The 25720-nt window shown below is 38.7% G+C and carries 22 protein-coding genes, 1 pseudogene and 1 riboswitch; of the genes and pseudogenes, 21 read left to right on the top strand and 2 right to left on the bottom strand.

The features are described from left to right. Positions 1 to 8 precede the first annotated feature (8 nt). From hslO to NQ540_RS08155, 6 genes are all read left to right on the top strand, one after another. Positions 9 to 902 (top strand): Hsp33 family molecular chaperone HslO, encoded by an 894-nt coding sequence (hslO, locus tag NQ540_RS08180; RefSeq protein ID WP_005606110.1) that lies wholly within the window; start codon positions 9 to 11, stop codon positions 900 to 902. Between the two features lie 194 nt (positions 903 to 1096). Continuing rightward, complete coding sequence (locus NQ540_RS08175; protein WP_039849019.1) at positions 1097 to 1594, top strand: helix-turn-helix domain-containing protein; 498 nt, start codon at positions 1097 to 1099, stop codon at positions 1592 to 1594. A gap of 194 nt (positions 1595 to 1788) precedes the next feature. Continuing rightward, on the top strand, positions 1789 to 2763 hold the full coding sequence (locus tag NQ540_RS08170; RefSeq protein WP_005606107.1) for a hypothetical protein: 975 nt from the start codon (positions 1789 to 1791) through the stop codon (positions 2761 to 2763). 66 nt (positions 2764 to 2829) lie between these two features. Then, positions 2830 to 3795, top strand: coding sequence for a hypothetical protein (locus tag NQ540_RS08165; protein WP_005606106.1), 966 nt, complete (start codon positions 2830 to 2832; stop codon positions 3793 to 3795). Positions 3796 to 4016: 221 nt separating this feature from the next. Further along, positions 4017 to 4766, top strand: a complete 750-nt coding sequence (locus NQ540_RS08160) for an SDR family NAD(P)-dependent oxidoreductase (RefSeq protein WP_005606105.1) — start codon at positions 4017 to 4019, stop codon at positions 4764 to 4766. A 46-nt stretch (positions 4767 to 4812) separates the two neighbouring features. After that, a complete protein-coding gene (locus tag NQ540_RS08155; protein ID WP_005606104.1) occupies positions 4813 to 5751 on the top strand; it encodes a 2-keto-3-deoxygluconate permease in 939 nt (312 codons plus the stop codon). Positions 5752 to 6089: 338 nt separating this feature from the next. Here the strand turns inward: NQ540_RS08155 and cysK are convergent, their stop codons facing one another. Continuing rightward, positions 6090 to 7016 carry a cysteine synthase A gene (cysK, locus tag NQ540_RS08150; RefSeq protein ID WP_039848936.1) on the bottom strand — a complete coding sequence of 309 codons (927 nt, stop codon included), beginning with the start codon at positions 7014 to 7016 and terminating at the stop codon, positions 6090 to 6092. Positions 7017 to 7288: 272 nt separating this feature from the next. Here cysK and NQ540_RS08145 point away from each other — a divergent pair, with 272 nt between their 5' ends. The 9 genes from NQ540_RS08145 to NQ540_RS08105 all read left to right on the top strand — a co-directional run bounded on the left by NQ540_RS08145 (position 7289) and on the right by NQ540_RS08105 (position 16530). Further along, positions 7289 to 8584, top strand: a complete 1296-nt coding sequence (locus tag NQ540_RS08145) for a uracil-xanthine permease family protein (RefSeq protein WP_039848935.1) — start codon at positions 7289 to 7291, stop codon at positions 8582 to 8584. Between the two features lie 327 nt (positions 8585 to 8911). Beyond that, positions 8912 to 9670, top strand: a complete 759-nt coding sequence (locus NQ540_RS08140) for a DeoR/GlpR family DNA-binding transcription regulator (protein ID WP_005606101.1) — start codon at positions 8912 to 8914, stop codon at positions 9668 to 9670. A 15-nt stretch (positions 9671 to 9685) separates the two neighbouring features. Then, positions 9686 to 10603, top strand: a complete 918-nt coding sequence (pfkB, locus tag NQ540_RS08135; RefSeq protein WP_005606099.1) for a 1-phosphofructokinase — start codon at positions 9686 to 9688, stop codon at positions 10601 to 10603. Positions 10604 to 10620: 17 nt separating this feature from the next. After that, positions 10621 to 12573: a PTS fructose transporter subunit IIABC gene (locus NQ540_RS08130; RefSeq protein WP_039848934.1), complete on the top strand. Its 1953-nt coding sequence runs from the start codon at positions 10621 to 10623 to the stop codon at positions 12571 to 12573. 133 nt (positions 12574 to 12706) lie between these two features. Beyond that, a riboswitch (TPP riboswitch) is annotated at positions 12707 to 12802 on the top strand. Positions 12803 to 12855: 53 nt separating this feature from the next. Next, complete coding sequence (gene thiT, locus NQ540_RS08125; RefSeq protein WP_039848933.1) at positions 12856 to 13407, top strand: energy-coupled thiamine transporter ThiT; 552 nt, start codon at positions 12856 to 12858, stop codon at positions 13405 to 13407. 377 nt (positions 13408 to 13784) lie between these two features. Further along, positions 13785 to 14225 carry a MarR family winged helix-turn-helix transcriptional regulator gene (locus NQ540_RS08120; RefSeq protein ID WP_039848932.1) on the top strand — a complete coding sequence of 147 codons (441 nt, stop codon included), beginning with the start codon at positions 13785 to 13787 and terminating at the stop codon, positions 14223 to 14225. A 45-nt stretch (positions 14226 to 14270) separates the two neighbouring features. Continuing rightward, positions 14271 to 14954: a response regulator transcription factor gene (locus NQ540_RS08115; RefSeq protein WP_005606092.1), complete on the top strand. Its 684-nt coding sequence runs from the start codon at positions 14271 to 14273 to the stop codon at positions 14952 to 14954. Between the two features lie 39 nt (positions 14955 to 14993). Then, positions 14994 to 16232: a sensor histidine kinase gene (locus NQ540_RS08110; protein ID WP_005606090.1), complete on the top strand. Its 1239-nt coding sequence runs from the start codon at positions 14994 to 14996 to the stop codon at positions 16230 to 16232. Then, positions 16213 to 16530, top strand: a complete 318-nt coding sequence (locus NQ540_RS08105; protein WP_005606088.1) for an MGMT family protein — start codon at positions 16213 to 16215, stop codon at positions 16528 to 16530. The genes NQ540_RS08110 and NQ540_RS08105 overlap by 20 nt, the downstream gene beginning before the upstream one ends. 154 nt (positions 16531 to 16684) lie before the next feature. Here the strand turns inward: NQ540_RS08105 and NQ540_RS08100 are convergent. Then, positions 16685 to 18033, bottom strand: a pseudogene (locus NQ540_RS08100) (IS3 family transposase). A 186-nt stretch (positions 18034 to 18219) separates the two neighbouring features. Between NQ540_RS08100 and NQ540_RS08095 the strand changes: the two are divergent. The 6 genes from NQ540_RS08095 to NQ540_RS08070 all read left to right on the top strand — a co-directional run bounded on the left by NQ540_RS08095 (position 18220) and on the right by NQ540_RS08070 (position 25710). Further along, positions 18220 to 19581: an autotransporter outer membrane beta-barrel domain-containing protein gene (locus tag NQ540_RS08095; protein WP_005606086.1), complete on the top strand. Its 1362-nt coding sequence runs from the start codon at positions 18220 to 18222 to the stop codon at positions 19579 to 19581. 215 nt (positions 19582 to 19796) lie between these two features. Then, a complete protein-coding gene (locus NQ540_RS08090; protein ID WP_039848931.1) occupies positions 19797 to 20705 on the top strand; it encodes a hypothetical protein in 909 nt (302 codons plus the stop codon). 243 nt (positions 20706 to 20948) lie between these two features. Beyond that, on the top strand, positions 20949 to 22847 hold the full coding sequence (locus NQ540_RS08085) for an AAA family ATPase (protein WP_005606083.1): 1899 nt from the start codon (positions 20949 to 20951) through the stop codon (positions 22845 to 22847). Positions 22848 to 22872: 25 nt separating this feature from the next. Next, positions 22873 to 23358, top strand: coding sequence for a hypothetical protein (locus NQ540_RS08080; RefSeq protein ID WP_039848930.1), 486 nt, complete (start codon positions 22873 to 22875; stop codon positions 23356 to 23358). A 100-nt stretch (positions 23359 to 23458) separates the two neighbouring features. Beyond that, the gene (locus NQ540_RS08075; RefSeq protein WP_005606079.1) at positions 23459 to 25012 is read left to right on the top strand and encodes a carbohydrate-binding domain-containing protein; all 1554 of its coding nucleotides are present in this window, start codon (positions 23459 to 23461) and stop codon (positions 25010 to 25012) included. A gap of 332 nt (positions 25013 to 25344) precedes the next feature. Beyond that, positions 25345 to 25710 (top strand): MerR family transcriptional regulator, encoded by a 366-nt coding sequence (locus NQ540_RS08070; RefSeq protein ID WP_039848929.1) that lies wholly within the window; start codon positions 25345 to 25347, stop codon positions 25708 to 25710. The last annotated feature ends 10 nt before the right edge of the window (positions 25711 to 25720 follow it).

The raw sequence follows: 25720 nt of genomic DNA, 5'->3' as shown, positions 1-25720 counted from the left end.
AGAAACAAATGGCAGATTCATTATTAAAAGTATTAGCATTCAATGATGAGGTTAAAGCCGTTGCTATGGTGGCAACAGATGCTATCGCCCAAGCCCAACGCAGACACGACACTTGGAGTTCTGCAACAGCAGCGCTCGGACGTACCATCATCGGAACACAATTATTAGCAAGCAGTTTAAAAGGGGATGAACGCATCACGGTTCAAGTGAATGGGGATGGCCCTGGCGGGAAAATCATGGCGGATGCGAATGGCCGCGGGGAAATGCGTGGTTATATCACGAATCCTCATGTCAGCCTTGAGTTAAACGACAAAGGAAAATTAGATGTCCGTGGGGTCGTTGGAACAAACGGAACGATTACCGTCATCAAAGACTTAAATATGAGAGAACCATTCTCTGGTCAAGTGCCCATCGTGGACGGGGAACTCGGAATGGACTTTACGTATTACTTAGCAGTTTCAGAACAAATTAATGGAGCTGTTGGGGTATCGGTTCTAGTCAATCCAGATGAAACGGTTCGTGCAGCAGGTGGCTTTATGATTCAATTATTACCAGGGGCTAGCGAAGCGACAATTTCAGAAATCGAACGTCGTATTAACGAGATTCCAATGGTTTCAAAATTGATTGACCAACAAGAACAACCGCGCGATATTTTAAATCGACTATTAGGTTCGGAAAACATTCGTGAATTAGAAGAAATGCCTGTGAAGTTCCATTGCGGCTGTACACGTGAACGTTTCAGTGCAGGATTGATGTCGATTGGAGTAGATGACTTACAACATCTCATTGACGAAGATCACGGTGCAGAAGTGGTGTGTCATTTCTGTGGTGAGAAATATCATTTCGAAGAAGCTGAACTACAAAGCTTAATTGATGAGATTAAATCTCAACGCGAGAAATAAGGATTAAAGCTTTAAACACTGCTTGGGTGTTTAGAGCTTTTTTGGTTTATCTGGCTGTATGATTACTTGATTTTTCTGCTGTTTTAAAGTGCAACTGAAGGTGCAACCACTAGTTGACAAAAAGGTTAGGAGGCTGTATTTTCAAGTTGAGATAAAATTGTTAGGATTAGAATAGAATAAAGGAGGATGATATGATGAAACTCGCTGAAAAAATATACAACCTTAGAAAAGAAAAAGGATGGTCACAAGAAACGCTAGCGGAACAAATTAAAGTTTCCCGTCAAAGCATTTCTAAATGGGAATCCGGTCAAGCTGTTCCAGAAATCGAGAAGATTATTGAGTTAAGTACTATCTTTCAAGTAACGACAGATTACCTGCTCTTAGATGAAAATACGACTAAAAGTCAAAAGATCGAACTGACTGAAGATGAAAAAGACAGATATTATAAAGAAGTGAAGTCTTTTGGTCGCTGGCAGGTCATTTATATTTTTGTAGTCGCATTGGCAATCTATCTTGTTTTTGCTGGGGCTAGCTTCCCTGCTGAATTTACCACATGGATTTGGTTAACCTTCATTCTGTTAATCGCTTCTGCATTTGCAATCAGTAAAGCTTTAACGATAAAAAAACAGTACTTAGATAAAGTGATTGGGAATGAGGAAGATTCCAAACAAAACAACGCTACAACTGAATAGAACGATTCGAAGGCTGCATCTCGGGGGGATTATCTTAGAGGGCAGCCTCTTTCATTACAGCGATGGAGTATATTTTCAGATGTTTTTTACCTTCTTTTGATTTATAATGGGCTGGACAGTTTATTTTTGAATCATTTGTTTCCTATCCATAAAGATAATCATCATTCATTCTGTATAGGAACAAGCATAAGGAAGTGGAGTTAGTAGTGCATAAAGGATATGTGAGACGAACGCTCTCTCTCTGGGGGACGGCTCTTTTTTTAGCAATGATAGGAATTTTCTTTCTGTTTGGAACCGTTAAAGGATACATGGGAGGAGAGGCGCTCTATAAGGTGGGGGAGATTTATCATTTGAATCATGCGGGAACGTCCGTTGCGATTCGTGTGTTGGATATAGACTTAGAGGCCGTCACTTACGATGGAAACGAATATTATTTAGTAAAGCATGAAAAAGGGGTTACACCTCTTCAAGCGCAGGCCAATGACATTCAGCAGTTATTGGATTTGAAAAAAGAGAATTTGAAGGGATGGGAGCCTTTAAGAGATAAGAATATTTATTTAAATGTTCGTGTAACACCAGCAGTGACGAAAGGTCGTAGAGGGAGTACTACCGTCCATATACCGGCAGTATTGATAGAAGCCTTTACAAGACAATATCAGAAGGGGACTCTCTTACCGACAGAAGACTCTGTACCGCTGGACTTCCTTCATTATTTAACTCTTACATCCACTACAAATCGTTTATTGGAGACGGCGGTTTCGCTTTTTGTCATTTTAATAGCTTTGGCATACTTTTACGGTGCATATAAACGAGTACGGTCTTTGAAGGAACATTACGAGATGTTCGATAAAGAGTTTCTGAGATACGCACTAAATATGAAGGCTTTACCAATGGATGCAGATTTTCACGATCCTATCCTAAAAGTACTGGTGAAGGATCACAAATTAGTTTGCTATAATAACGATTTTAGAGTGATTAAGCTACGGGAAGTACGAAATGTTGAAGTTCGTCGCCAATTGGCAAAAAGCAGTGTTGCCTATGCCATCGATTTTAGATTTAGCGGGAATAAGAAAGTAACCATTCAATTAAAGAATCGTCTAGAAGATGTTCGCCAATTAGTGGAATATTTGAATGAAAAAGAAAGAACCAAAATATCGATATCGTTTTAATAGTAGTGGATATGCGGTTCGAAGAAGATAAGTTAAAAATTTCAATAGAAAGTAAGAGGGGTCGGGATGCATAAAGGAATTTTAAGACGAACATGGGGAATGTGGATACTCACGGTCCTGTTAGGATTAATAGTGGCAATGGTGGGGATTGTAGTTTCGTTTGGCTTTATGAGTGGACGTGAATTATACGAACATGGAATCATTTATGAAATGGAAAAAGATTCATCGTCTAGTTCGATTAAAGTGTTAGATATTGACCCAAGTCCGCTAGAGATAGACGATGAAACATATTATTTAGTGAAACATAATTATGGAGTATCGTTCTTAAAAACAGATACTTCCGAAATCAAACAAATTCTAGAGTTTAAACAGGCGCTTCCGGATAAAACGAACGCGCTCGCCACATCAGACTTCTACTTGAATATACGTGTAGTTAATGAGAAAGAGAAAAAAGGGAGATCTAGCGTCAAAACAAATATTACGCAAGAAATGAAGGAAAGATTTGAAGAAAAATTAAAACTGAGCCCACTTTCGGTGCAGGTGACTCTCGATAAATTGGATAAAACTCATTATTTAACCATTACGAATAATGCAAATAGATTTTTCGACATCGTGATGTTAATGGTGGTCATCGTGTTTTTTGTTATTGTGTTGGTGTGGCAAATCGTTCGCGTTCGTCAAATAAAAAAACACTATGCTCGTTTTGATGAGCTTTTCCCTGACTATCAAAACGATATGAAACGTTTATTGGATGATGCGGAGTATCTTGATGATCAACTTGGGGTACTTGTCAAAGATGGAATTTTGGTTTCTTTTGGGACGGAGTTCAGGGTAGTAGACTTAGAAAAAGCAGTCAGTGCATCCGTTATTCGTCAAAAATCAAAATGGGGCGCGAAATATCAATTTTCGTTCTTCAATGAAGGCCGAAAGCCAGTAGAAAAAGTTCCACTTGCTAATTTACAGGACAATGTCATTGATTTAGTTCATTATTTAAGAGAAATTTGCTCATATAATGTTTATATTCAATTTTAAAAAAATAAAATTTTTTTTATGGTACTCAAAACAGTCTACGATTTGTTCGTGGGCTGTTTTGCTATACAGAAACCTTTTGATACTGCGGGTTTAGATCGGCAATAGGAACATTAATTCGGTCACAAACAAGTTAAAAAGTTAACAAATGATAACCATAAAAAGAGTCGAATGTTCATTGTTTAGTGATATGATGAACATATCAAATCAAAGGACGTGATTTTATGGATTTCACAGGTAAAGTTGCCATTGTCACTGGTGGGGCAAATGGTATTGGTAAAGAAATCGTTCGCGGTATCGTAGAAGGTGGCGGTTTTGTAGTCATTGCAGATATTAATGAAGCTGCAGCAAACAAAACTGTTGAAGAATTCGGACCAGAACACACAAGCTTCAAATACATGGATTTAGGAAATCATGAATCTATCGTAAAAAGCATGAATGAAATTTTAGCAGAACACAAAGTCGATATTTTAGTGAACTGCGCTGGGGTGATTAGTGCAAAACCATTCGATCAATTAACATACGAAGAATGGGAAAGAACAATCCGTATCAATCTTTCAGGATGCTTCTCAACCATTAGCACCATTTTCCCTCACTTTATCGAAAACAAGGGTGGACGTATCGTAAACGTTTCTTCCGTTGCCGCTAAATTGGGTGGTGGACTTTTAGGGACTGCTGCTTATGCTTCTTCTAAAGCTGGTTTAAATGGGCTAACAAAAGCCGTTGCTAAAGAAGGCGGTAAATACAATATCGCATGTAATGCTGTATGCCCTTCATTCACTCGTACAGATATGACGACAGTATTATCAGAAGATAAAGAAAAGAGCCAAAAAGTAATCAGCATGATCCCTCTTGGACGTCGTGCAGAACCAGTTGAAATCGCTCAAATGATTCTCTTCTTCGCAAGCGATCTTGCAAGCTTTGTAACAGGGGAAATCGGTGACTGCGATGGCGGTATCACATTAGATGGCTGATTTTAGCTAGATTCTTATTTCAAATCAGAGAAGGACTGTGAACAGTATGAAAAAGATTAAAATTCCTGGGGATACAATCATTATTCCAATGTTTATTGGATGTGTGATAAATACGTTTTTCCCTCAAGTATTACAAATTGGTGGATTTACCACTCCAATCGTGAAAGGTGCTGGACCACTTGTTGGGGCATTCCTCTTCATTATCGGGGGGACCATTTCTCTTAAAAACACACCAAAAGCCGTTGGACGTGGGGCAGCGATTATTTTAGCGAAAATTGCGGTATCTGTAGTCTTAGGGTTGTTGGTCGCGAAAGTATTCAATGACAACTTCCTCGGACTTAGCGCTGTTGCCGTTATTGGTGCCATTTCTGTAGCTAATAATGCCATGTATGCGGGGATTGTAGATGTATACGGGGACGAAATCGATGCTGGAGCCGTTGGGATTACAACCTTGAGTGTTGGCCCAATGGTAACAATGGCCGTATTAAGTAGTGCCGGCCTTGCAAACATCTCGATTTGGAACTTAGTCGGAACGGTATTACCACTTGTGTTAGGGATTGCGTTAGGAAATGCCTTCCCTTACATGAAAAAAGTACTCTCAAATGGGATTACGGCTATCATTATCGTCGTTGGTTTCTGTTTAGGGGCAAATATGAGCTTTGGTCAAATCCTTGAAGGGGGTCTACCTGGTATTTTACTAGGGGTGATTACTACACTCGTTGGGGGTATTGCCTCCATCGCCGCAGACCGCTTAACAGGTGGGAACGGGGTTGCCGGTGCTGCCATCTCAAGTACAGCAGCCAGCGCTATTGCTACACCAGCTGCACTTTCAGCAGTGGATGCAACGTTCAAAGGAATTGAAGCAACCGCAACGACTCAAATTACCGCTTCAGTAATCGTAACAGCGATTTTAACTCCAATCTTAACAGCGTATATCGCTAAAAAATTCGGAAACAAAAAAGAAGCTGAAGTACAAGAAGCTTAATCGTATTTAAAAAGTGAAACCACCTCGGATTTTTCCGAGGTGGTTTTTGTTTTCCCTTGAGTGTAACAATAATGTTACGTAACAAAAATTTTACAACTCAATAAGTTGGGTTGTATCAAAATTGATACAAAAAGAGTAGAGTGTATCATGCATGATACACTCTGAATTCTGTGAGCCTTTCACCTGAATTTTTGCACAAAAAAGAACCTCAAAAACTGAATGGAAATCTTTTGAATTCTATAGTGAGAGCAGTAGTGACTACTGCCTTCGCTATGAAGAACTTCAAAAGATTGAAATAAAGTATCTGAGACTCTTCTCTTCTTATTTTTTACAATGAATTACGCTTCACCGAAAATGCCTGTTGAAAGGTAACGTTCGCCTGTATCTGGTAATAGAACGACAACAGATTTGCCTTTTCCTAAGCGTTTTGCCACGCGTAAAGCGGCAGTTACAGCAGCTCCAGAAGAAATACCAGCAAGGATACCTTCTTTAGCAGCTAAGTTTTTCGCTGTTTCAATCGCATCGTCACTTGTTACAAGTTCAAAACCGTCGATCACATCACGGTCGATAATGCTTGGTTTAAAACCAGCAGAAATTCCTTGGATGCGGTGTTTTCCTTTTTGACCTTTAGAAATAAATGGCGCTTCTTCAGGTTCAACCCCGATGATTTCAACGTCTTTATTGACTTCTTTTAACGCACGGCCAACACCTGTAATCGTACCCCCAGTACCGATACCGCTGATATAAGCATCTGGAGTTTTTCCGTCGAAGGCTTTAATAATTTCTTGTCCAGTTGTTTGATAGTGGATAGCTGGGTTTGCTTCGTTGTCAAATTGACGTGCCCAGAAGTAGCCAGGTTGTGCAGCTAATTCTTCTGCTTTGGCAACGGCAGCGCCAAATCCATCCGCAGCAGGCGTTAATAATACTTCTGTACCGTATGCTTTCATTAATTGACGGCGTTCGATAGACATGGATTCAGGCATGATTGTAATGACCTTATATCCTTTAGCAGCGCCGATAAGTGAAAGTCCTACCCCTGTATTTCCACTTGTTGCTTCGATGATTGTGTCGCCAGGTTTTAGCGAGCCATCTTTCTCAGCTGTTTCGATGATGTTTAAAGCGATACGATCTTTGACAGATCCACCGGCGTTAAACGACTCGACTTTTACATATACATCTGCAGAATCGTCTGAAACTAAACGGTTTAGTTTCACAAGGGGAGTGTTCCCGATTAATTCTGTGATAGTTTCTACTGATTTGACCATAAATGATTCCTCCATAAAGTTAGACTGGGCAACTTTAAGGGTTGCTTGGTTTTAATTGTAACTGGGAATGAGTAGGTGCACAATAGTTTTTTATAAAAAAACAAAAAAAGTATAGAAAATTCACTTTAGTTATGATACACTACCCTCTAGCAAGGGCTTTTAAACTCATCCAGAGAGGTGAGAAAGGCTAAGAACAAGTTTATTAGACTAGCCCTACGCTTAATAACATAGGGCTTTTTGTGTGCACAAAAACGCCCGGAAAAGAGGGGAAAATGGAGTTACAAACTTCAAAAGTCGATCTGTTGTTGGATGTGGATCAAAAACCGGAGCTCGTGCCTGGACTGTTCTTGAGTTTGCAGCACGTGTTTGCGATGTTTGGAGCCACTGTTTTAGTGCCGTTAATATTGGGGATGCCAGTATCGGTTGCTTTATTTGCGTCAGGATTAGGAACACTAATCTATATGGTAGCGACACAATTTAAAGTACCTGTTTACTTGGGATCCTCTTTTGCTTTTATTACGGCCATGCAGTTTGCAATGGCGCAAATGGGCGGAAGTCCAGATGCAGCTCAGACAGGGGTAGTGTTAGTCGGACTATTGTATGTGGTAGTGGCAATTTTCGTGAAGTTATTAGGAACGGGATGGATTAACCGATTATTACCACCGATTGTCATTGGACCGATGATTATCGTAATTGGTCTAGGTCTTGCAAACAGTGCGGTTAAAAATGCGGGCTTTGTTGTGGATGGAGACTGGAAACCAATGTTCGTGGCGGTGGTGACCTTCCTTATTACAGCATTTATTAATACGAAAGCAAAAGGTTTCTTGAAAATAATCCCATTCTTATTTGGGATTATTGGTGGATATATCGTAGCCATCTGCTTTGGTCTAGTAGATTTCACAAAAGTAATAGAAGCTCAATGGATTGCTTTGCCAGAGTTATACTTGCCGTTCGATACAAATGGGCTTTTCAATCAGTATCATTTATACTTCGGTCCGGAAACATGGGCGCTTCTACCAGTAGCTGTTGTGACGATTGCAGAACACATTGGAGACCATACCGTACTCAGTCAAATTTGCGGGAAGCAATTCTTGAGTGATCCAGGTTTACACCGTACCTTAATCGGAGATGGCGTAGCAACCGCCGTATCTGCCTTTCTAGGAGGACCAGCGAATACGACTTATGGTGAAAATACTGGGGTTGTGGGTTTAACACGTATTGCTTCTGTATCAGTCATTCGTAATGCAGCGATTATTGCAATTCTCCTCAGTTTCTTTGGTAAATTCACGGCTTTAGTTCGTACGATTCCAAATGCGGTACTTGGAGGAATGGCGATTCTCTTATACGGGGTTATTGCTTCCAATGGGTTGAAAGTGTTAATTGAAAAACAAGTAGACTTCCGTCAAGTACGTAACTTAATTATTGCAAGTTCTATGTTAGTACTAGGATTGGGTTCTGCGGTATTACAATTAGGACCAGTAACGTTATCAGGTACAGCTCTTTGTGCCATTGCAGGAATTCTGCTCAATCTCATTTTACCTCACGAAAAAGTAGAAGATAACGAATAATAGTCATTAAAAACTATAAAGAAAAGCACTGAAGACATGAATACGTGATGTCTTCAGTGCTTTTTTGACGGTTTAGTTCAAAAATACAGCATTTATATAAAAAAATTAATAATAAATCTGATTAATCACAATGGAAGTAAATTTTTTAGGGTGATTTTATTGATAAAAGAAGCTTAAATTACTTGCGCCAATGGATATATACTCTTATATTATATAAGTAATGTAGTTAAAATTATTTACAAAAATATATAAGAATGACTGTTTTTGACCGTTTTAAACCGAATCGGTCAAGAAAATTAGCAGATTGATACATTTAGGAGGAACTGCATGCTTACTGAAAAGAGAAGAAGAATTATTTTAGATTTATTAGACAAGGAAGATACAGTTCACCTAAAGGATTTAATGGAGGCTCTCCAGGCTTCTGAATCCACTATTCGACGCGATCTTTCTTTATTAGAAGAAGAAGGAACCCTGATTCGTATCCATGGTGGTGCTAAAAGAGTGTATTCGAAAGAGTTTGAACCGACCACCAAAGAAAAAGAACGTTCAAATCGAAGAGAAAAAGAATGTATTGGTCGCTATGCAGCCTCTTTAGTAACGAAGGGCGAAACGATTTATATGGATGCAGGGACAACGACTTTAAGAATGATTCCGCATTTAGAAGGAAAAGATGTCACGGTGATTACAAATGGGGTACAGCAGGCCCATCTTCTTGCAGACTATGGAATCAAAACGGTGTTATTAGGCGGTCAAGTAAAGGTAGAAACGAGTGCAGTTATTGGAACTCTTGCTCAAAACCAACTCAGAGAATATTTCTTTAAAAAAGCGTTTCTCGGGATGAATGGAGTCGATCTCAGTTATGGGTATACAACGCCGGATGAGGAAGAAGCTCAAATTAAAAAAATTGCCATTAGTAAGAGTAATCATGCTTATGTTTTGGCGGATTCTAGTAAATTTGCTAAAGTAAGTTTATGTAAGGTTGCTGATTTTCATCAAGTAACCATGGTAACAAACACGACGAAAGAGCAAGCGGACTTACGTTACCGTATGGCTGGTAGCATTCGTCTTGTTGAAATGGACGCATAAAAGAGGAGAGATAGCATGATTTACACGATTACGTTTAATCCAGCAATTGACCTTGTTGTAAAAGTTCCTAACTGTGAACTAGGGACTTTGAACCGATCTATAGAAGAAAATTACGTTGCAGGCGGTAAAGGAATTAATATGTCGGTAATCCTAAAACGATTAGGGTTTGATAATACAGCCACTGGGTTTTTAGCAGGTTTTTCAGGGAACTTCATCAAAGAAGCTCTCCAATCCGAAGGTATCGGGACAGACTTTATTCAAATCGATGGAGTCACTCGAATTAATCTAAAGTTGAAGAGTAATGAAGAAACGGAAATTAATGCAAATGGACCGGTTGTAACCAAGGACGATTTTGGACGTCTAGTGACCTATTTTGAAGACCGACTTCAAGAAGGGGATGTTGTATTTTTAGCAGGGAATGCAGGAAATGGAATGGACCATTCGGCTTATACGACCATTGCTAAATTATGTGACGAAAAAGGGGTCAAACTAGTCCTCGATACAACAAAGGATTTACTGACCAAATGTCTTCCATACCATCCGTTTATCATTAAACCAAATCATCATGAATTAGGTGAGATTTTCGGGGTAACGATTGAGACAGAAGAACAAATTGTAGATTATGCAAAACAATTACAGCAAATGGGGGCTAGAAATGTACTGATTTCTCGCGGTGGTGATGGCGCAATGCTTATCACAGAAACTGGAGAAGTGTACACATCGAATGTTCCGAAAGGGACACTTGTGAACTCTGTAGGCGCAGGGGACTCAATGCTTTCTGGTTTCATGGCAAAATTTATCGAAACAGGCGATTATGCAGCAAGCTTGAGGCAAGGAGCTGCGACTGGAAGTGCGACAGCCTTTTCTGTAGGAATTGCTGAAAAAGCATTTATTGAAGAGCTATTACCACAAGTTGTGGTTACGAAACAGTAAGAGTGAAGGTGACGAAAATGAAATTATCAGATTTGTTTATTAAAGAAGCCATGGATTTACATCTAACGACTTCAACTAAAAAAGAAACGTTACAGCATTTAGCAGGGAATTTTGCAAGCCTTGGTAAAGTAAGTGATGTGGATGCTTACGTGGCAGCTCTAGAAGCTCGTGAAGCGCAATCTACCACTGGTGTAGGTGACGAAATTGCCATTCCTCACGCACAACACGAATCCATTACGCAAGCTGCGATTGTTTTTGGACGTAGCGAACAAGGAATTGAATGGGAATCGTTTGACGGCCAACCTGCAAAATTAATCTTCATGATTGCGGCTCCAGCAGGGGGCGGAGGCGAGCACCTGCAAGCCTTAGCAAAACTATCATCAGTATTAATGAATCCTGAAGCAAAAGCAGCCTTACTTCAAGCAGGGGATTCTGATGAAGTGGTTGAAGTCTTTAAAAAATTTGAAGAACCACAAGAAGAAGCCGTTGAAGAAGTAGCAGAAGAAGCATCGCCATCAAACGACGATGTGTACATTTTAGCGGTCACAGCGTGCCCAACAGGAATTGCGCATACTTTTATGGCTGAAGAAAAATTAAAACAAGCCGGAAAAACGGCTGGGTACAAAATTAAAGTAGAAACAAACGGACAATCAGGAATCGGCAACCGTTTAACAAAAGAGGATATCCAGCGTGCAACAGCTATCATCGTTGCGGCGGACAAACAAGTGGAAATGGCTCGTTTCGACGGCAAGCCCGTCATCATCACAAAAGTAGCGGATGGAATCAACAAAGCGGACGAATTAGTAGCTCGTGCAGCTAAAGTGGATGCGCCAATTTACCACGCTAGTGAAGATGCGAATGCCACAGAAGAAAGCGTAGAAGGCGAGTCTCTTGGCCGTCAATTCTACAAACACTTAATGAATGGTGTGTCACACATGTTACCATTCGTTGTTGCTGGTGGGATTTTAATCGCTGTTTCATTCTTCTGGGGAATTACTTCCTTCGATGTGAAGGATACAGCAAATTATAACCCTATTGCTGAAGCAATCTTCCGTATGGGTAAATTAGCCTTTGCGATGATGCTTCCAATGTTAGCAGGTTTTATCGGACAATCGATTGCGGATCGTCCCGGTTTAGTGGTCGGTTTCATGGGTGGAGTTTTTGCTAACCCAGCGTTATTTACAGATTTTGCAACTGGCGGAGTTTTCGCTGAAGGATATGTTTCTTCTGGGTTCCTAGGAGCACTTATTGCAGGGTTCTTAGCTGGCGGAATTATTTCGTTCCTCAAATTTGCTTTCTCATGGTTACCAAAATCATTAGAAGGATTAAAACCAATTTTCTTATTCCCTGTATTCGGGGTTCTTATCATGGGTGCTTTAATGTTATTCGTGATCAATGGACCAATGGGTGCAGTGATGAATGGCTTAACAAACTTCTTAGCAAACGTTCCGAGAGAACTTGGCATGGTATTAGGATTTTTAGTGGGAGCTATGATGGCTATTGATATGGGTGGCCCAATCAATAAAGCAGCTTATGTAACAGGAACAGCCTTAGTGACAAGCGCTGGTGCAGCAGGTTCGGACGTGATGGCTGCAGTAATGGTTGGTGGAATGGTTCCTCCTTTAGCGATTGCAATTGCTGCAACACTTAATAAAAACTTATTTACAGAAGCAGAAAGAAACAGTGCATATGTAAACTATGTAATGGGTGCTGCATTCATTACTGAAGGTGCAATTCCGTTTGCAGCGGCACATCCTTTACAAGTCATTCCTTCATTGGCATTTGCTTCAGGTGTATCTGGTGCATTATCAATGGCGTTTGGTATTGTTAGCCGTGTTCCTCATGGTGGGTTATTCGCTGCGTTTGTAAATGGTGTTTCAAACCCATTAGCATTCGTTTTAATTTGGCTTGTTGGTGGAATTATCGGTGCACTATTGTTAAATATCACCTTATCTAAAAAAGCAAGATAAAAAGTGAATTAAGGCTTCTAAGGATTTTCCTTAGAAGCTTTTTGTTTGTTCATCAGAAAAAATCTGCAAAAATTGAGCTTAAGGATTGCAAAAGAGGAAAGTAGAGGGTATATTTAAAACAGTTAAATAAATAGAAAATGCAAAGGGGTGCCTCTATGGCTGAGATGTATGTACAAACCCTTGAACCTGTTACGTTAATGCGTGCGTAGGAATTGTATTCGATTTCGAAATTAGTTGGAGTCTCTTTGTGTTTTCAAGAAAACGAAGGAGGCTCTTTTTTTAATGAAGAGAAATGTTTTAATTTGGGTAGAGGTCGCAATTATCGCTGCACTCGCAATGGTACTATCATTTGTACCAAAACTAGCAGGGTGGTTTTCACCTTCATGGGGAGCAATTATTCTTGTTATTTTTTCACTCCGTAGAGGATTGACACCTGGTTTGGCTGCTGGACTTTTATGGGGATTGATTCACTTCCCTCTAGGAAAAGTATCATTCCTATCTGTAGAACAAGTTTTGATTGAATATATCATTGCGTTTACAGTTATGGGGCTTGCTGGTTTGGTATATGGACCTTTCCAAAAAGCATTGAAAAATGATAAATTTTCTTCTGCAATTGTATGGTCAGGAATCGCAGCATTATTAGGAGTAGGTGTGCGCTACTTCGTTCATTATATCGCTGGAGTGTTATTCTGGGGGCAATATGCTCCAGAAGGAACAAGTCCATGGGTATACTCATTATCTGTTAACGGGACAGCAGGGGCTGGAACATTTTTAGTTGTTATGGTTGCATGCATCTTGTTGATTCGTCAAAAAAAAATATGGATAGCAAAATAGGGAAATTGTGCTTTCCGAGTCCTGGTTTAACCTGAAACCAGGGCTCTTTTTGTTGGAAAAGAAAGAGAAAAAGAGTAAGACACTTCGTGCCTTCAAATAACTCTATAGTAGTCATTAGTGCTGTACCGACCTGAGCCTAGGTCTCAGGTCTAACGAGCTTCAAACTGACACTAGGAATGAATTCCAAGTGTCAGTAATTCACATCGATTACAAACGCCACAATGACTACTATAGAATTTGAAGGCACTCGTTATTCTTACTCTTTTTCCGTAAAAGAACCTAGTTTCGGTTAACCATTTTATAGGGTGGCATAAGAGCGGGAGTGTTTGACAGAAGCTCATTTCAATAGTAAAGTTAATGAAGAAAGAGGTGTTGGTATGGTAACAGAATGTGAAAAAATGAATGTCTCTCATGAGATATGGATGATGATTATGAAAATATACAATGAGAATCTACGGACGTTTTCAATCTCATTAAAAGAATTAGGATTGAATCCAACACATTTTGAAGTTTTACATGTGATTTTTAGACGAGGAACAGTGGACCAAAAGACAATTGCCTCCACGTTGAACTTAACACAGGGGAATATCACCCACTGTATTCACCATTTAGAAAAATTAGAATTGATCACTATTGAGAAAAGTTGGAAAACAAAACATGTTTCACTGACAGAAAAAGGAAAACAGCAGCTAGATCAATTAATTCCTGCTCAGCATGAAATGATGGAACATACATTAAGAGGATTAAATTGCACTCAAAAACAACAATTGCGTGATTTGCTAATTTCATTTGAAAATACGTGTAAATCCTCAGTTTAAGTATAATTTAAATTGAAATCGTATCCTTATATAGTAGGGGAAACCATGAGAATTCTAGTAGCTGAAGATGAAATTGATTTAGCGGAAGCTCTGAAGATGATGCTCGAAATGCAAAAATATAGTGTAGAAATGGTCCATGATGGCGAAGACGCGCTTTTTTATGCGGAGTCTACGCCATATGATTTAATTTTATTAGATGTCATGATGCCTAAAAAGAGTGGAATCGAAGTGGTCAGAGAATTACGTTCCAATGGGATTCATACGCCCGTTTTGATGTTGACAGCAAAAAGTCAATTAGAGGATAAAGTGACTGGGCTTGAAGAAGGAGCGGATGATTATTTAACGAAACCTTTTGAAGGTGCTGAGTTACTAGCGCGCGTGAAATCTTTACTACGTCGTCCGAATGTATTTGTGGCATCTGTTATGACACTAGGGAATGTTGAATTAAACCGAGATACCTTCACGATGATGACCTCTAAAGGGCAAGTATTATTAAATAATAAAGAATTTCAATTGATGGAATATTTTATGATGAATAGTAATCAAGTGCTTTCTACGGATTTAATTATGGAGAAAGTTTGGGGGCTTGATTCTGAGGCCGAAATTAATGTCGTTTGGGTGAATATCTCATCGTTGCGAAAAAAATTAGCAACGATTGAGGCCGATGTAACGATTAAATCTGCTCGCGGACTGGGCTATCAATTAGTGGTTGAATCAGCAGCCAACTAAGCATCCTGTATATGTTTAGAAAAAGAAAAGGAGGAGCATATGTTTCGACAACTACAAAAAAGTTTTGTGAAGAGTGCCATGTTATCTTTTACAATCGTACTCTTTGTAGTCTTAGTGATTGGGAATGGGATAAACTACCGACAAACAATCGAACAAGTAGATCGTGTGGCAACGATGTTAGTTGAAAATAATGGAACGTTCCCAGATGCTCCATCCAATGAGGAGCCAAAAGAACACCCTTCACATGGGAAGCCAATTGGTCATGAATTTAGAAAAGATGACCAATTATCCACGCGCTATGCGGTTGTTAAAGTTGAAAATAATGAAGTGACTTCTGTAGATCAATCGCATTTAATCTCTGTAGAAGAATCAAGTTTAAAAGAGTCAGCTCTGCGATTGGTAGAGTCCAAATCCTTGAGTGGATGGGAAGGAAGTTTGCGTTACAAGCTTTCGGGTGAAGAATCATCTTTTATGGTCGTTTTTGTAGATGCGAACCGTGAAGTCCAACAAGTATGGCGCTTGTTAATGGTCACAGGGGGAGTTTTTATCGCCTGTTTGATTGTTGTTTATATTCTTGTCCGTGTCGTTTCTAAGAAAGCAATTCGACCATTTGTTGAGAATGTTGAACGCCAGCAACAATTTATTGCTAATGCGAGTCATGAGATTAAAACACCGCTGGCAGTCTTGTCAGCCAATACAGACGTTTTAGCGATGATGGGAATTCAGGAGAAATTTGTTGATAGCAATAGAAGGCAAATTAAACGATTGAATGCCCTAGTCGAGCAAATGTTACTTCTTTCTAGATACGATGAAGGAGAAGCAAGCACGACGAAAGAAAAAGTGGATTTAGTGGATATTACAAAGAATATCGTTGAAGAGATTCAAGCAGTATTAGATGAAAAAGGGCTTCAAGTCAAATATACCGGAAATAATTCCAGCATGATGACAACAAATAAGGAAGCTGTCACAGAGTTAATTCGGATTTTATTAGACAATGCCATCAAGTATACGGTAGGAAGTTCTACAATTACTGTTGATGCAAAAGAACATCAAATTTCGTTTGAAAACAATACTGAGCCAATTACAAAAGAACAAGTCAGTCAATTATTTGATCGATTTTACAGAGTAGACAGCTCAAGAAATCGTGCCACAGGTGGAAGTGGACTTGGACTTGCCATTGCAAAGAAGATTGCTGAAACCAATCAAGTCCGCTTGAGCGCCGAATTAATCAGCGACCATCAGATTCGCTTTGTCATTGATGGTGAAGAAAATGGATAACCGATTTGTTTACGAAGTTTTAGAAGTGGTAGGTGAAATTCCTAGAGGGAAAGTGGCTACCTATGGACAAATTGCTAGTCTTGTAGGACGACCGAAAAACGCAAGACTCGTTGGGAAAATTTTAAGTCAGGTGGAACTCTTTGGGGACTATCCTTGCCACCGAGTCGTTAATGCGAGTGGAAGACTTGTACCTGGATGGCTGGAGCAAAAGGAGTTATTAGAAACAGAAGGAATCCTCTTTAAAAGCCCAACAAATATATCGCTAAGAGAATATCAATGGAATCCTGAAGTGGATTAGCTCAATCTGAAGAAAAGATTGGGCTTTTATTTTTATAGTGATTTAAGATAGATAGAAAATCAAAGATATTGGAAAATCATTCCAGCGTCTTTTTTTCGTACGAAATTATCATATATGGTAATTTGTACTGACCCCAAAAAGTTAGACAATTAATTTAAGTAAAGGATTTAGTTCTGTATTGCACAGGACTAAGTCCTTTTAATTTTACTTTGATTCGTTTGTTGTTGTAATAATCAATATAGTCGACGATTGCCCCCTCAAGTTCCTTTATAGACTTAAATGTCTGCTCATAGCCATAAAACATCTCTGATTTAAGAATGCCAAAGAACGATTCCATCATGCCATTGTCAGTACTATTACCTTTACGGGACATAGATGGCTGAATTCCCTTATCTTCTAAAAAACTATGATAAAACTCATGCTGATATTGCCATCCCTGATCACTGTGGAGAATAGTACTCTCGTATTGTTCTTCTCTAAAAGCTTGTTTTAACATATCTTTTAATTGGTCTAAATTTGGTGAAGACGAAAGGGAATAAGCTATAATTTCGCTGTTATAACCATCTAAAATTGGTGATAAATATAGTTTTTTGTTACTTGTTGGGATAGAAAATTCCGTAATGTCTGTATAGCACTTTTCCATCGGTTTTGAAGCTTCAAATTGGCGTTGAATAATGTTTCCAACTCTCTTTCCAACGGTTCCATGATAAGAAGAGTACTTACGTTTTCTGCGAATACGAGCCCTTAGACCTAACATTTTCATCAGGCGCTGTACCTTTTTATGGTTTACGATGAAACCACGGTTTCTAAGTTCAAGAGTAATACGACGATAGCCATAATTTCCTTTATGCTCGTTATAAATAGTTTCTATTTCGTTTTTTACGGCCTGATTCTTATCTTCTAGGTTTAGCTGCTTTAAGTGATAGTAGTAAGTTGAACGAGCAAGTTTAATAATCTTTAGAAGAATATCTAAAGGAAACTCTGGCACTAACTCTCTGACAATCTGTGCCTTTCTTCTTTCTCTTTTTCCTCCTTCAAGCGGAGTTCTCTCAACTTTTTTAGAATGGCATTCTCCGCTCTTAAATACTCATTTTCAGCCTGAAGGCGTTCTAGTTCTGTCATCTCTTCTGGTTTTTTCTTTGGCTTACGTCCCATCTTAAGTAGTCTCCCTCTTGTTTTCTCAACAATAGTATACTTATTTTTCTTGTATTGTGCGAGCCAGTTATAAAGCATCGCAGGACCTGGAAGACCGTATTCAAGAGAAACTTTTTCTATACTCAAACCTTTATGTAAGACTTTATCAATCATTTCTTGTTTTATTTCTGGAGGATAATAAATATTCTTCCCTCTTTTTACTATCTCTAAACCATAACGATCAATCAATTTAATCATATAGACAAGATTTCTCGCATTTATACCGAACGTATCCGCAAGGCGTGCGTAGCTAACTCCTTATTTTCTGAGTTCGTAAATTTGAATTTTATCCTCATAAGTTAATTTCATAAAAAAACACCCCAAAAGTTAGATTTTCTGTCTAACTTTTGGGGTGCACTTCAAATTATCATATATGATAATTTTCAGTTTGAAAAAACTTTTTCGAAAAACTTTTTTTGTTTTAAGTTCATTTTAAGTAAGCTCGCTATGATAGAACCATCAACAAGATGTTGATAGGAAGCGAGGAGGACTAACATGAGAAGAAACAAATTAATTGTTCTACTATCCGCAATTACCATTGCAACTACATTGGTTGCATGTCAAAACACACAAGCACAAACAGCGACTGAAACTTCACAAGTACAATCGCAGCAAAGTCCTCCCGCTAAACCTGGAGGAGAAGGGTTTGGCGGAAGTGACCAAGTGACTCAAGGGGATGCAGCAACAAACTTAACAACAGATGCAACAGTAACTGGAGAAACTTACGAATCTACTGGTGATGATGAAAATGCGCTTCGTGTGACAGGAGCAACAGTCACATTAGATGGCGTAACGGTTAACAAAACGGCCGGAGCGACATCGAATACAGAAAACGGAGACTTCTATGGAATGAACGCAGGATTCTTAGCAACCGATGGAGCGACAGTAACGATTAAAAACGCTACTGTAAATACAACCGCACAAAACGGTAACGGAGTGTTCAGTTACGGCTCAGGAACAACCGTCAATGTATCAGATACAACCATCACAACAACAAAAGATAACTCAGGTGGTATCCAAACTACTGGCGGTGGTACAATGAACGCTACAAACTTGACGGTGAACACCGCGGGGAATTCATCAGCAGCGATTCGTACAGACCGTGGTGGTGGTACAGTAGTTGTAGACAAAGGAACGTACACTTCTACAGGATACAACTCACCAGCCGTATACTCTACAGCAAATGTCACTGTTAAAAATGCAACTTTAAACGCTGAGAACTCAGAAGCACTTGTAATCGAAGGTCAAAACTCTATTACATTAGAAAATACAAATGTTACAGGGAATATGAGTTCAACAGAAGGTAGCTCTTCAGATAACAATGTACATAATGTGATGATTTACCAATCAATGTCAGGGGATGCTGAAAGTGGAACGGCTACTTTCACAATGAAAGGTGGCACGTTAACAGGACGTAATGGAGACCAAATCTACGTAACGAACACACACAGCGTTATCACTTTAGAAGACGTAACGATTACAAATCAAGATACATCTGGCAGATTACTTGCCGTCTTAGGAAATGATGCGACACGTGGCTGGGGTACAGCCGGTGCCAATGGTGGTCAGGTTGAATTAACAACAACGAACCAAACATTAACAGGGGCTATTGAGGTTGATACCGTTTCTACTTTGAACTTTACAATGGGTAAAGGAACAAACTTTACAGGTACCATCAATATCGTAAAAAATGCTGAAGGAGGGACTGCTGTGGACAATAATGCAGTAATCACAGTAGAAGAGGGGGCGACATGGACGTTGACAGGAAACGTCAAAATTACATCTTTAACGAACAAAGGAACCATTAACTTGAATGGATATACGATTACATTAGCCGATGGAACCGTCTTAAAATAAAACTTAACGAAACTTGAAGAAGTTAGACAATTGTCTAGCTTCTTCTTTTTTTTCTGCATTGGAGTGGGTCATTTTTTTCAAAATAGTATTGTATGATTCCTTTTAGGATGTCTCTAAAAAAAGACTTTACACTTTTTCAAGCGTTTTTTGAAAGTGGAAGAAAACAGAAGATTGTGATAAAATTTGTTAAAAGAATGTATAAAAGAGGTGCTCTGATGGATCAAAACGAAAATAAAAATGTAGAATTAGAATCGGTTGAAAAGAAAGCTACAGAAGTGAAAGAAGAAGTAGTAGAAGCTGCTGAAAAAACTGCAGAAGAAGTTAAGGAAGTTGCAGAAACAGCCAAAGAAGAAGTTTCTGAGGCAAAGAATCCTGAAGCAGATGGAGACTTTAAAGAAGTTGTAGAAACCGTAAAAGAAAAAGCAGGAGAAGCAACTGAAAAAGCAAAAGAAGTTGCGGGTGTTGCTAAAGAAAAAATGGAAGAAGCAGCCAAAAAAGTATTCACTGAAGAAAATAAAGAAAAGATGAGTCAAGCAGTGGATACAGTAGCAAGCTATAATAAAAATTCATTATTCGAAAAAATCTTCTTTGGTTTTTCGGTTGCTATTGCGTTATTCTCTGGATTAGTGGTTCTTAATGGTCTTGGCTATGCCTTAAAAGGAAATGCACTTTCATCCGTTGATTTTTACGAAGTTTCAAATAAAGTGAAAAACTTAAACTTATACTTCAGTTTAACGTTCTTCTTAACGATTATTGCAACTGTTTTTGTAGCGTATTTCTTATTTATGGCGAATAAATCTAAGAAAAACTTGTGGACAAATGTTAATGTCACTTCATTAGCAATGGTCGTTGGCGTATACTTAGCTCACCTTTTAGGCGGAGGGTTCATTAGTCTTATCGGTACAATGACAGATATGTTTAATGGAAAAGTGAACACATCTATTTCAAATCTTGTGATGCAAGCTTTCACAGATCCAAATCATGCGACAAAACAAGCGATGTCTTTAGTGAACAGCTTTGAATCAGGATCTAAATTAGCAGTATTATTCTATATTGTTGCCTGTGCAGCAGCGATTGTTACTTCTTACTTCTATTATCAAAAACTATTTCAAAAGAAAGACTAAGAAGTAGAATGACTTTCTCTTCTTAAGGGAGATTAGTTTATTTGAGAACAGTTCAGAAGTAACCAAAAAATAAAATTGCTATTCTTTGTCGGTAGTGGCCTGAATTGAAAACTAAAAATAAACGAGACAATCCCCTTTCTGTATGCTAATTGCACAGAGGGGATTCGTTGATTATAGAGAGTTATTGAAGTAAAGCCTATTTTGAATAGTTATTGAAGACATATTATGGACTGAGGTGAAATTATGGCATTTTTCTTAGTGGGAAAAGACAATTCATCGTTTTTTTCTAAGAGAACTACTTGGGAACTAGGAGCAGCCCTTGAAGCTGCTAATGAAGGCGATGTTATTGAAATTGAAGATACTTATTGCCTAGAAGGATTAGATTTATTTATTCATAAAAATATTTCTCTGATTGGGAAAATGAATAAATCAAGAGAAGATAGTTTTCCACAGATTTTGGGTGCGATATTTGTGGATAATTGTACGGTGCATTTAGAAAACATCATTATTCGAGATAATCGTGAAGAAAGCAATGCACTAAACTTATGCAATCAAGCAAAAGTATATGCGAAAAATGTTTTAATAGAAAATCAACTAGTGGAAGGAGAGCTTTATCCTCTTTGCTTTATTGAAGAGTCAGAGTTGTCTTTAGAGGATTCTTTTGTGAGAGCTGCTTCGTGCATTGCCGCTAAAGATTCTACATTAAAATTTTCTCAAACAGATTTGTATTCACATATCATTCTCGAGCATACGGATTTAGAAATTGCACATTCCAAGGTAGAAGTGGAAGGTAAAAATGCCATTGTTGCAAACGACAATTCCAATATCTCTATTCTCGACTCAACAGTTTCTGCTCAGGGACGGGTTGAAGATTACCCGATTGTGCTTTGTAGAGATTCGCAAATTTCTACAAAAGAGTCGAAAATCATTTATTTACATGCGCTAGAAAATTATACGAGTGCTCTCTATTTAGAAAATTCGAAAGCGACGATCGATTCGACTGTTGTAAACACTTTTGAAAGTAAAGGGTCAAAAGCGACGATTCACAATCAACTTTGTGTGGTAGAGACGGCTATGATGACAGAGAGTTCCCAAATAACAGGGGATGCCTTAGTTATTGGCGGTCGAGATAATGGCAAGGTGAATTTATTCCTAAGTGACAGAAGTTCTCTAGAATTAAAGCTTCTTGCTATTGGGGTTGAAAAAAATCCAGATATTAAGATTGAACGTGGATCTCATCTATCTGCAGAAAAGACCGTCTCTATTTTGACAAATGAAGAACAAGACATCTTACTAGACAGTGATAATCAATTAATGTTTGATGATCGAGAAGTGACTACAGAATATTATGGTGAAAAAACAGCCAGTGAGAGATTAGAAGAAATGATAGGGTTAGAGAACTTGAAGAGTGAAGTCAAGGAATTTATCGCTATTTCTAAAATGAATAAAATCCGTAAGGAAAAAGGATTTGCGACTTCAGGGTTTAACTTACATTCATTATTCTTAGGGAATCCAGGAACTGGTAAAACAACGGTCGCTCGATTAATGGGACAATTATTACATGAAAATGGCATTATTGCTTCTAGTAAATATGTTGAAACTTCTAGAAGTAATTTAGTGGGACAATATATTGGTCATACCGCTCAAAAAACAAAAGAAATTTTAGAATCTGCTTTAGGCGGGGTATTGTTTATTGATGAAGCATACACGCTTGCGGTAGGTGGTGAAAATGATTTTGGAATTGAAGCTATCAACGAAATTTTGAAATTTATGGAAGATCATCGAGAAGATTTGGTTATTATCTTTGCAGGCTATACGAAAGATATGGAAAGATTTTTAGAAATGAACGAAGGACTTCGAAGCAGAATTCCAAATACCTTTGTTTTTGAGGACTATACTTACGAACAACTTGTGCAAATTGGGTTGGATGAACTTGCGAAAAATGGGTATACGGTAGATGCAGAGGCGTATAAAGCGTTGATTGAAAATAATTTAGAAAAAACCAATGATCATAGTAATGGTCGATGGGTAAGAAATCAAAACGAAAAAATCTTACGAAAATTAGCAGTCTATATGTTTGATAATGGATTGGAAGATTTAAATGATATTCCAAATGCGATTATTAAACAATGTATGGTCTAATCAAAATAGAAAGAGAGGCGTACTGATGGCAGAAGAATTTGATAATGAAGTGAAAGAAGAAAAACAATATGTTTTACCTGGTGGAGAAGGCGGAAATGATAAAAGTATTTTCGGAATTTGGGAATCGATTCAAAATCATTTAACTCCCGAATATAGAAAAAGATACTTTATTCGCAGACTCCTTTGCTGTATTGTAATTACTATTATTTGGTCTTCTATTACAGCTGGGTTTATGCCAGGTTTATTAAGCAATATTGTTTCGCTCCTGTTAGGAGTTTTGTCATTTGTTTTTTGGCATTATTCTTATTGGAGTTATCAAGGTGGACATATCGATAACTTTTTAAGTGGATATATTCGATTTGGAGGGTTCATCAGTTTAGTGTTTCGAACAATTTTTCAGTATGTTTTAGTCTATCTGTGGATAACCTTCATTGCTCCTTTAAGTGGATATGTCACTTGGCAAAAGGCTGTTAAAAAAGATAAAGTACTATACATTGAAACAAAATTATAAGACAAAGAGGTGAATTTGCTCACCTCTTTTTTGTTTTAAGTTCATTTTAAGTTCGCTTCGTATACTAAAACCATCAAGAAAAGGAATCGAGGAGAACGAGATGGAACATAAAAAACAATGGTTATTGACAACAACATTATTTATCTCTCTAGGTTTGGCTGCTTGCGGATCACAAAGCGTATTAAGCCAAGCAGAAGCACAAGCGCAAACTACTACTAAGACATCTACAACTTCAAAGGAGCAGACGACTTCTTATTTTGAAACGTCCGATTTAACAGCAACTTACGATGAATCAACCGCTTCAAAAATTTCGTTGCAAGGGACAACGGCAACCGCTTCAGGTGAAGGGGTAACAGTGAATGGAAGCACAGTGGAAATCACTAAAGCTGGAACATACATCGTAGAAGGAACGGCATCGAAAGTTCAATTGAAAGTGGCAGCGGGAAAGGAAGATGAAGTACAAATCGTCTTTAAGAACGTAACATTGAAGAATACAGAAGCTCCATTATTAGTGGACACGGCGAAAAAAGTGATTTTAACGCTAGCCGATGGAACGAAAAATGAAGTGGCCGATGAATCAACATCAACGGTCAAAGGAGCCATCTACTCCGATAGTGACTTAACGATTAACGGGAAAGGGTCATTAACCGTCACAGGCGCAGCAAGTAATGCCATTAAATCGAAAGACGGCATTCGCATTGTAGATGCAACCATCACTACAACAGCCAAAAAACACGGAATTGCAGCGAATGACTTCGTGAACGTATCGGGTGCGACACTAAACTTAACAGCCGATGAAGATGGCATTCACTCAGATAACGAGGATGATGTATTGCTAGGAAATGTTTACTTAGTCAATACGAATATCACCGTCAATGCTGGAGACGACGGAATTAACGCTTCGAATACGCTGCTCATCGATGAAGGCGCGACAATTGACGTACAAAAGAGTGAAGAAGGTCTTGAGGCTCGATTGATTCATCAAGTCGGTGGCACGATTACCGTAAAATCTTCTGACGATGGATTAAACGCGAAAGATTGGACGTTAGAATCCTCTGACGAGCAAGGTCCAGGTCAACAAACGAAGAAAGTAAAATCTGAAGCCGCAAATGCGAAAAACTTAGAGCAAGCAGGTGATGTGAAGATTGTGATTGACGGAGGAACCTTAACCGTAGACGCTGAAGGGGACGGTCTTGATGCTAACGGATCAATTGAAATTAATGGCGGAACAGTCGTTGTTAATGGTCCAACAAGCGGTGCAAATGGAGCTCTTGACTATGACGATACCGCAACATTAAACGGTGGTACGGTACTCTTTGTCGACAATGGACAAATGACGATGGGATTCGGTAATGACTCTAATCAAGCTTACTTAATGGCAAGCATTCAAGGAACGGCTGGCTCGACCGTTGAAGTAGTTGATTCTTCAGGGAAAACTGTCGCAAGCTTAAAAGCCTCTAAGTCGTTCTCAACAGTATTAATCAGTAGCCAAGATATTAAAGAGGGCGAAAAATATACGATTAAAGTTGGTTCAAACACAACAACGGCTACAGCTTCAAAACAAGCAGTTAATGTTGGTGGAGGACCTGGACAAGGTGGACCTGGTGGAGGACAACCAGGACAAGGAGGTCCAGGCGGTAGACAAGGCCGATAATCATTTCTAGGAACCTTGAAAGGGGTGGGTCCACCAGAACATGAAGACGAAAGAAGTAATTGAAACATTTTTTAACAAATGAGGTGAGTCCACCAAAAAAGAGTAAGAAAATCATGAAAAATAAACAAAGGAGGTGCACGTTATGTAAAGATTGATGGATAAAATGATAACAGCACATCTGACATAAAATGGGGTATTTCTCAGCTGGCGAAAGCTTAACTGAGACAATACCCCATTATTCATGTTATATTATCTAACATAAGAGGTAAGACAGATTTTGACAACGACTCAAAATGTTTTTTAGAATATACTTACATAAAGGAGGAAGACTGATGGGTGAAAAGGAATTACGACGTTCACTAGCCGTCTTTCCAATCGGAACAGTGATGAAGCTGACCGATTTATCTGCAAGACAAATTCGATATTATGAAGAACAGCGATTGGTAATTCCTGAACGTTCTGAGACGAACCGTCGCATGTATTCCTTGAATGATGTCGATCGCTTATTGGAAATTAAAGATTATTTGGCTGATGGATTAACCATTATGGCCATTCAGAAAATTTTCAATAAAAATACAAATCCCGTAACAAAAGAGATCGTAAAAGAAACGCTGACGGATGAGGATGTCCGACGAATCTTCTACGACGAGATTATGCATATTAGCCGCTACTCTGGCGGAGAAAAATGGAACTTATAGGAGGAAGCCA

This window comes from Granulicatella adiacens ATCC 49175 (assembly GCF_025150565.1).
GTDB lineage: Bacteria > Bacillota > Bacilli > Lactobacillales > Aerococcaceae > Granulicatella > Granulicatella adiacens.
The sequence above is the reverse complement of the archived record's forward strand: the minus strand, read 5'-3'. Positions and strand labels throughout refer to the sequence as shown.

Bases quoted from the DNA above. Each gene is read 5' to 3' on its own strand.
- NQ540_RS08115 (WP_005606092.1), top strand. From the start codon at position 14,271: ATGAGAATTCTAGTAGCTGAAGATGAAATTGATTTAGCGGAAGCTCTG.
- NQ540_RS08175 (WP_039849019.1), top strand. From the start codon at position 1,097: ATGAAACTCGCTGAAAAAATATACAACCTTAGAAAAGAAAAAGGATGG.
- NQ540_RS08130 (WP_039848934.1), top strand. From the start codon at position 10,621: ATGAAATTATCAGATTTGTTTATTAAAGAAGCCATGGATTTACATCTA.
- cysK (WP_039848936.1), bottom strand. From the start codon at position 7,016: ATGGTCAAATCAGTAGAAACTATCACAGAATTAATCGGGAACACTCCC.
- NQ540_RS08155 (WP_005606104.1), top strand. From the start codon at position 4,813: ATGAAAAAGATTAAAATTCCTGGGGATACAATCATTATTCCAATGTTT.
- pfkB (WP_005606099.1), top strand. From the start codon at position 9,686: ATGATTTACACGATTACGTTTAATCCAGCAATTGACCTTGTTGTAAAA.
- NQ540_RS08110 (WP_005606090.1), top strand. From the start codon at position 14,994: ATGTTTCGACAACTACAAAAAAGTTTTGTGAAGAGTGCCATGTTATCT.
- hslO (WP_005606110.1), top strand. From the start codon at position 9: ATGGCAGATTCATTATTAAAAGTATTAGCATTCAATGATGAGGTTAAA.
- NQ540_RS08160 (WP_005606105.1), top strand. From the start codon at position 4,017: ATGGATTTCACAGGTAAAGTTGCCATTGTCACTGGTGGGGCAAATGGT.
- NQ540_RS08080 (WP_039848930.1), top strand. From the start codon at position 22,873: ATGGCAGAAGAATTTGATAATGAAGTGAAAGAAGAAAAACAATATGTT.
- NQ540_RS08145 (WP_039848935.1), top strand. From the start codon at position 7,289: ATGGAGTTACAAACTTCAAAAGTCGATCTGTTGTTGGATGTGGATCAA.
- NQ540_RS08095 (WP_005606086.1), top strand. From the start codon at position 18,220: ATGAGAAGAAACAAATTAATTGTTCTACTATCCGCAATTACCATTGCA.
- NQ540_RS08090 (WP_039848931.1), top strand. From the start codon at position 19,797: ATGGATCAAAACGAAAATAAAAATGTAGAATTAGAATCGGTTGAAAAG.
- NQ540_RS08070 (WP_039848929.1), top strand. From the start codon at position 25,345: ATGGGTGAAAAGGAATTACGACGTTCACTAGCCGTCTTTCCAATCGGA.
- NQ540_RS08165 (WP_005606106.1), top strand. From the start codon at position 2,830: ATGCATAAAGGAATTTTAAGACGAACATGGGGAATGTGGATACTCACG.
- NQ540_RS08120 (WP_039848932.1), top strand. From the start codon at position 13,785: ATGGTAACAGAATGTGAAAAAATGAATGTCTCTCATGAGATATGGATG.
- thiT (WP_039848933.1), top strand. From the start codon at position 12,856: ATGAAGAGAAATGTTTTAATTTGGGTAGAGGTCGCAATTATCGCTGCA.
- NQ540_RS08140 (WP_005606101.1), top strand. From the start codon at position 8,912: ATGCTTACTGAAAAGAGAAGAAGAATTATTTTAGATTTATTAGACAAG.
- NQ540_RS08105 (WP_005606088.1), top strand. From the start codon at position 16,213: ATGGTGAAGAAAATGGATAACCGATTTGTTTACGAAGTTTTAGAAGTG.
- NQ540_RS08075 (WP_005606079.1), top strand. From the start codon at position 23,459: ATGGAACATAAAAAACAATGGTTATTGACAACAACATTATTTATCTCT.
- NQ540_RS08085 (WP_005606083.1), top strand. From the start codon at position 20,949: ATGGCATTTTTCTTAGTGGGAAAAGACAATTCATCGTTTTTTTCTAAG.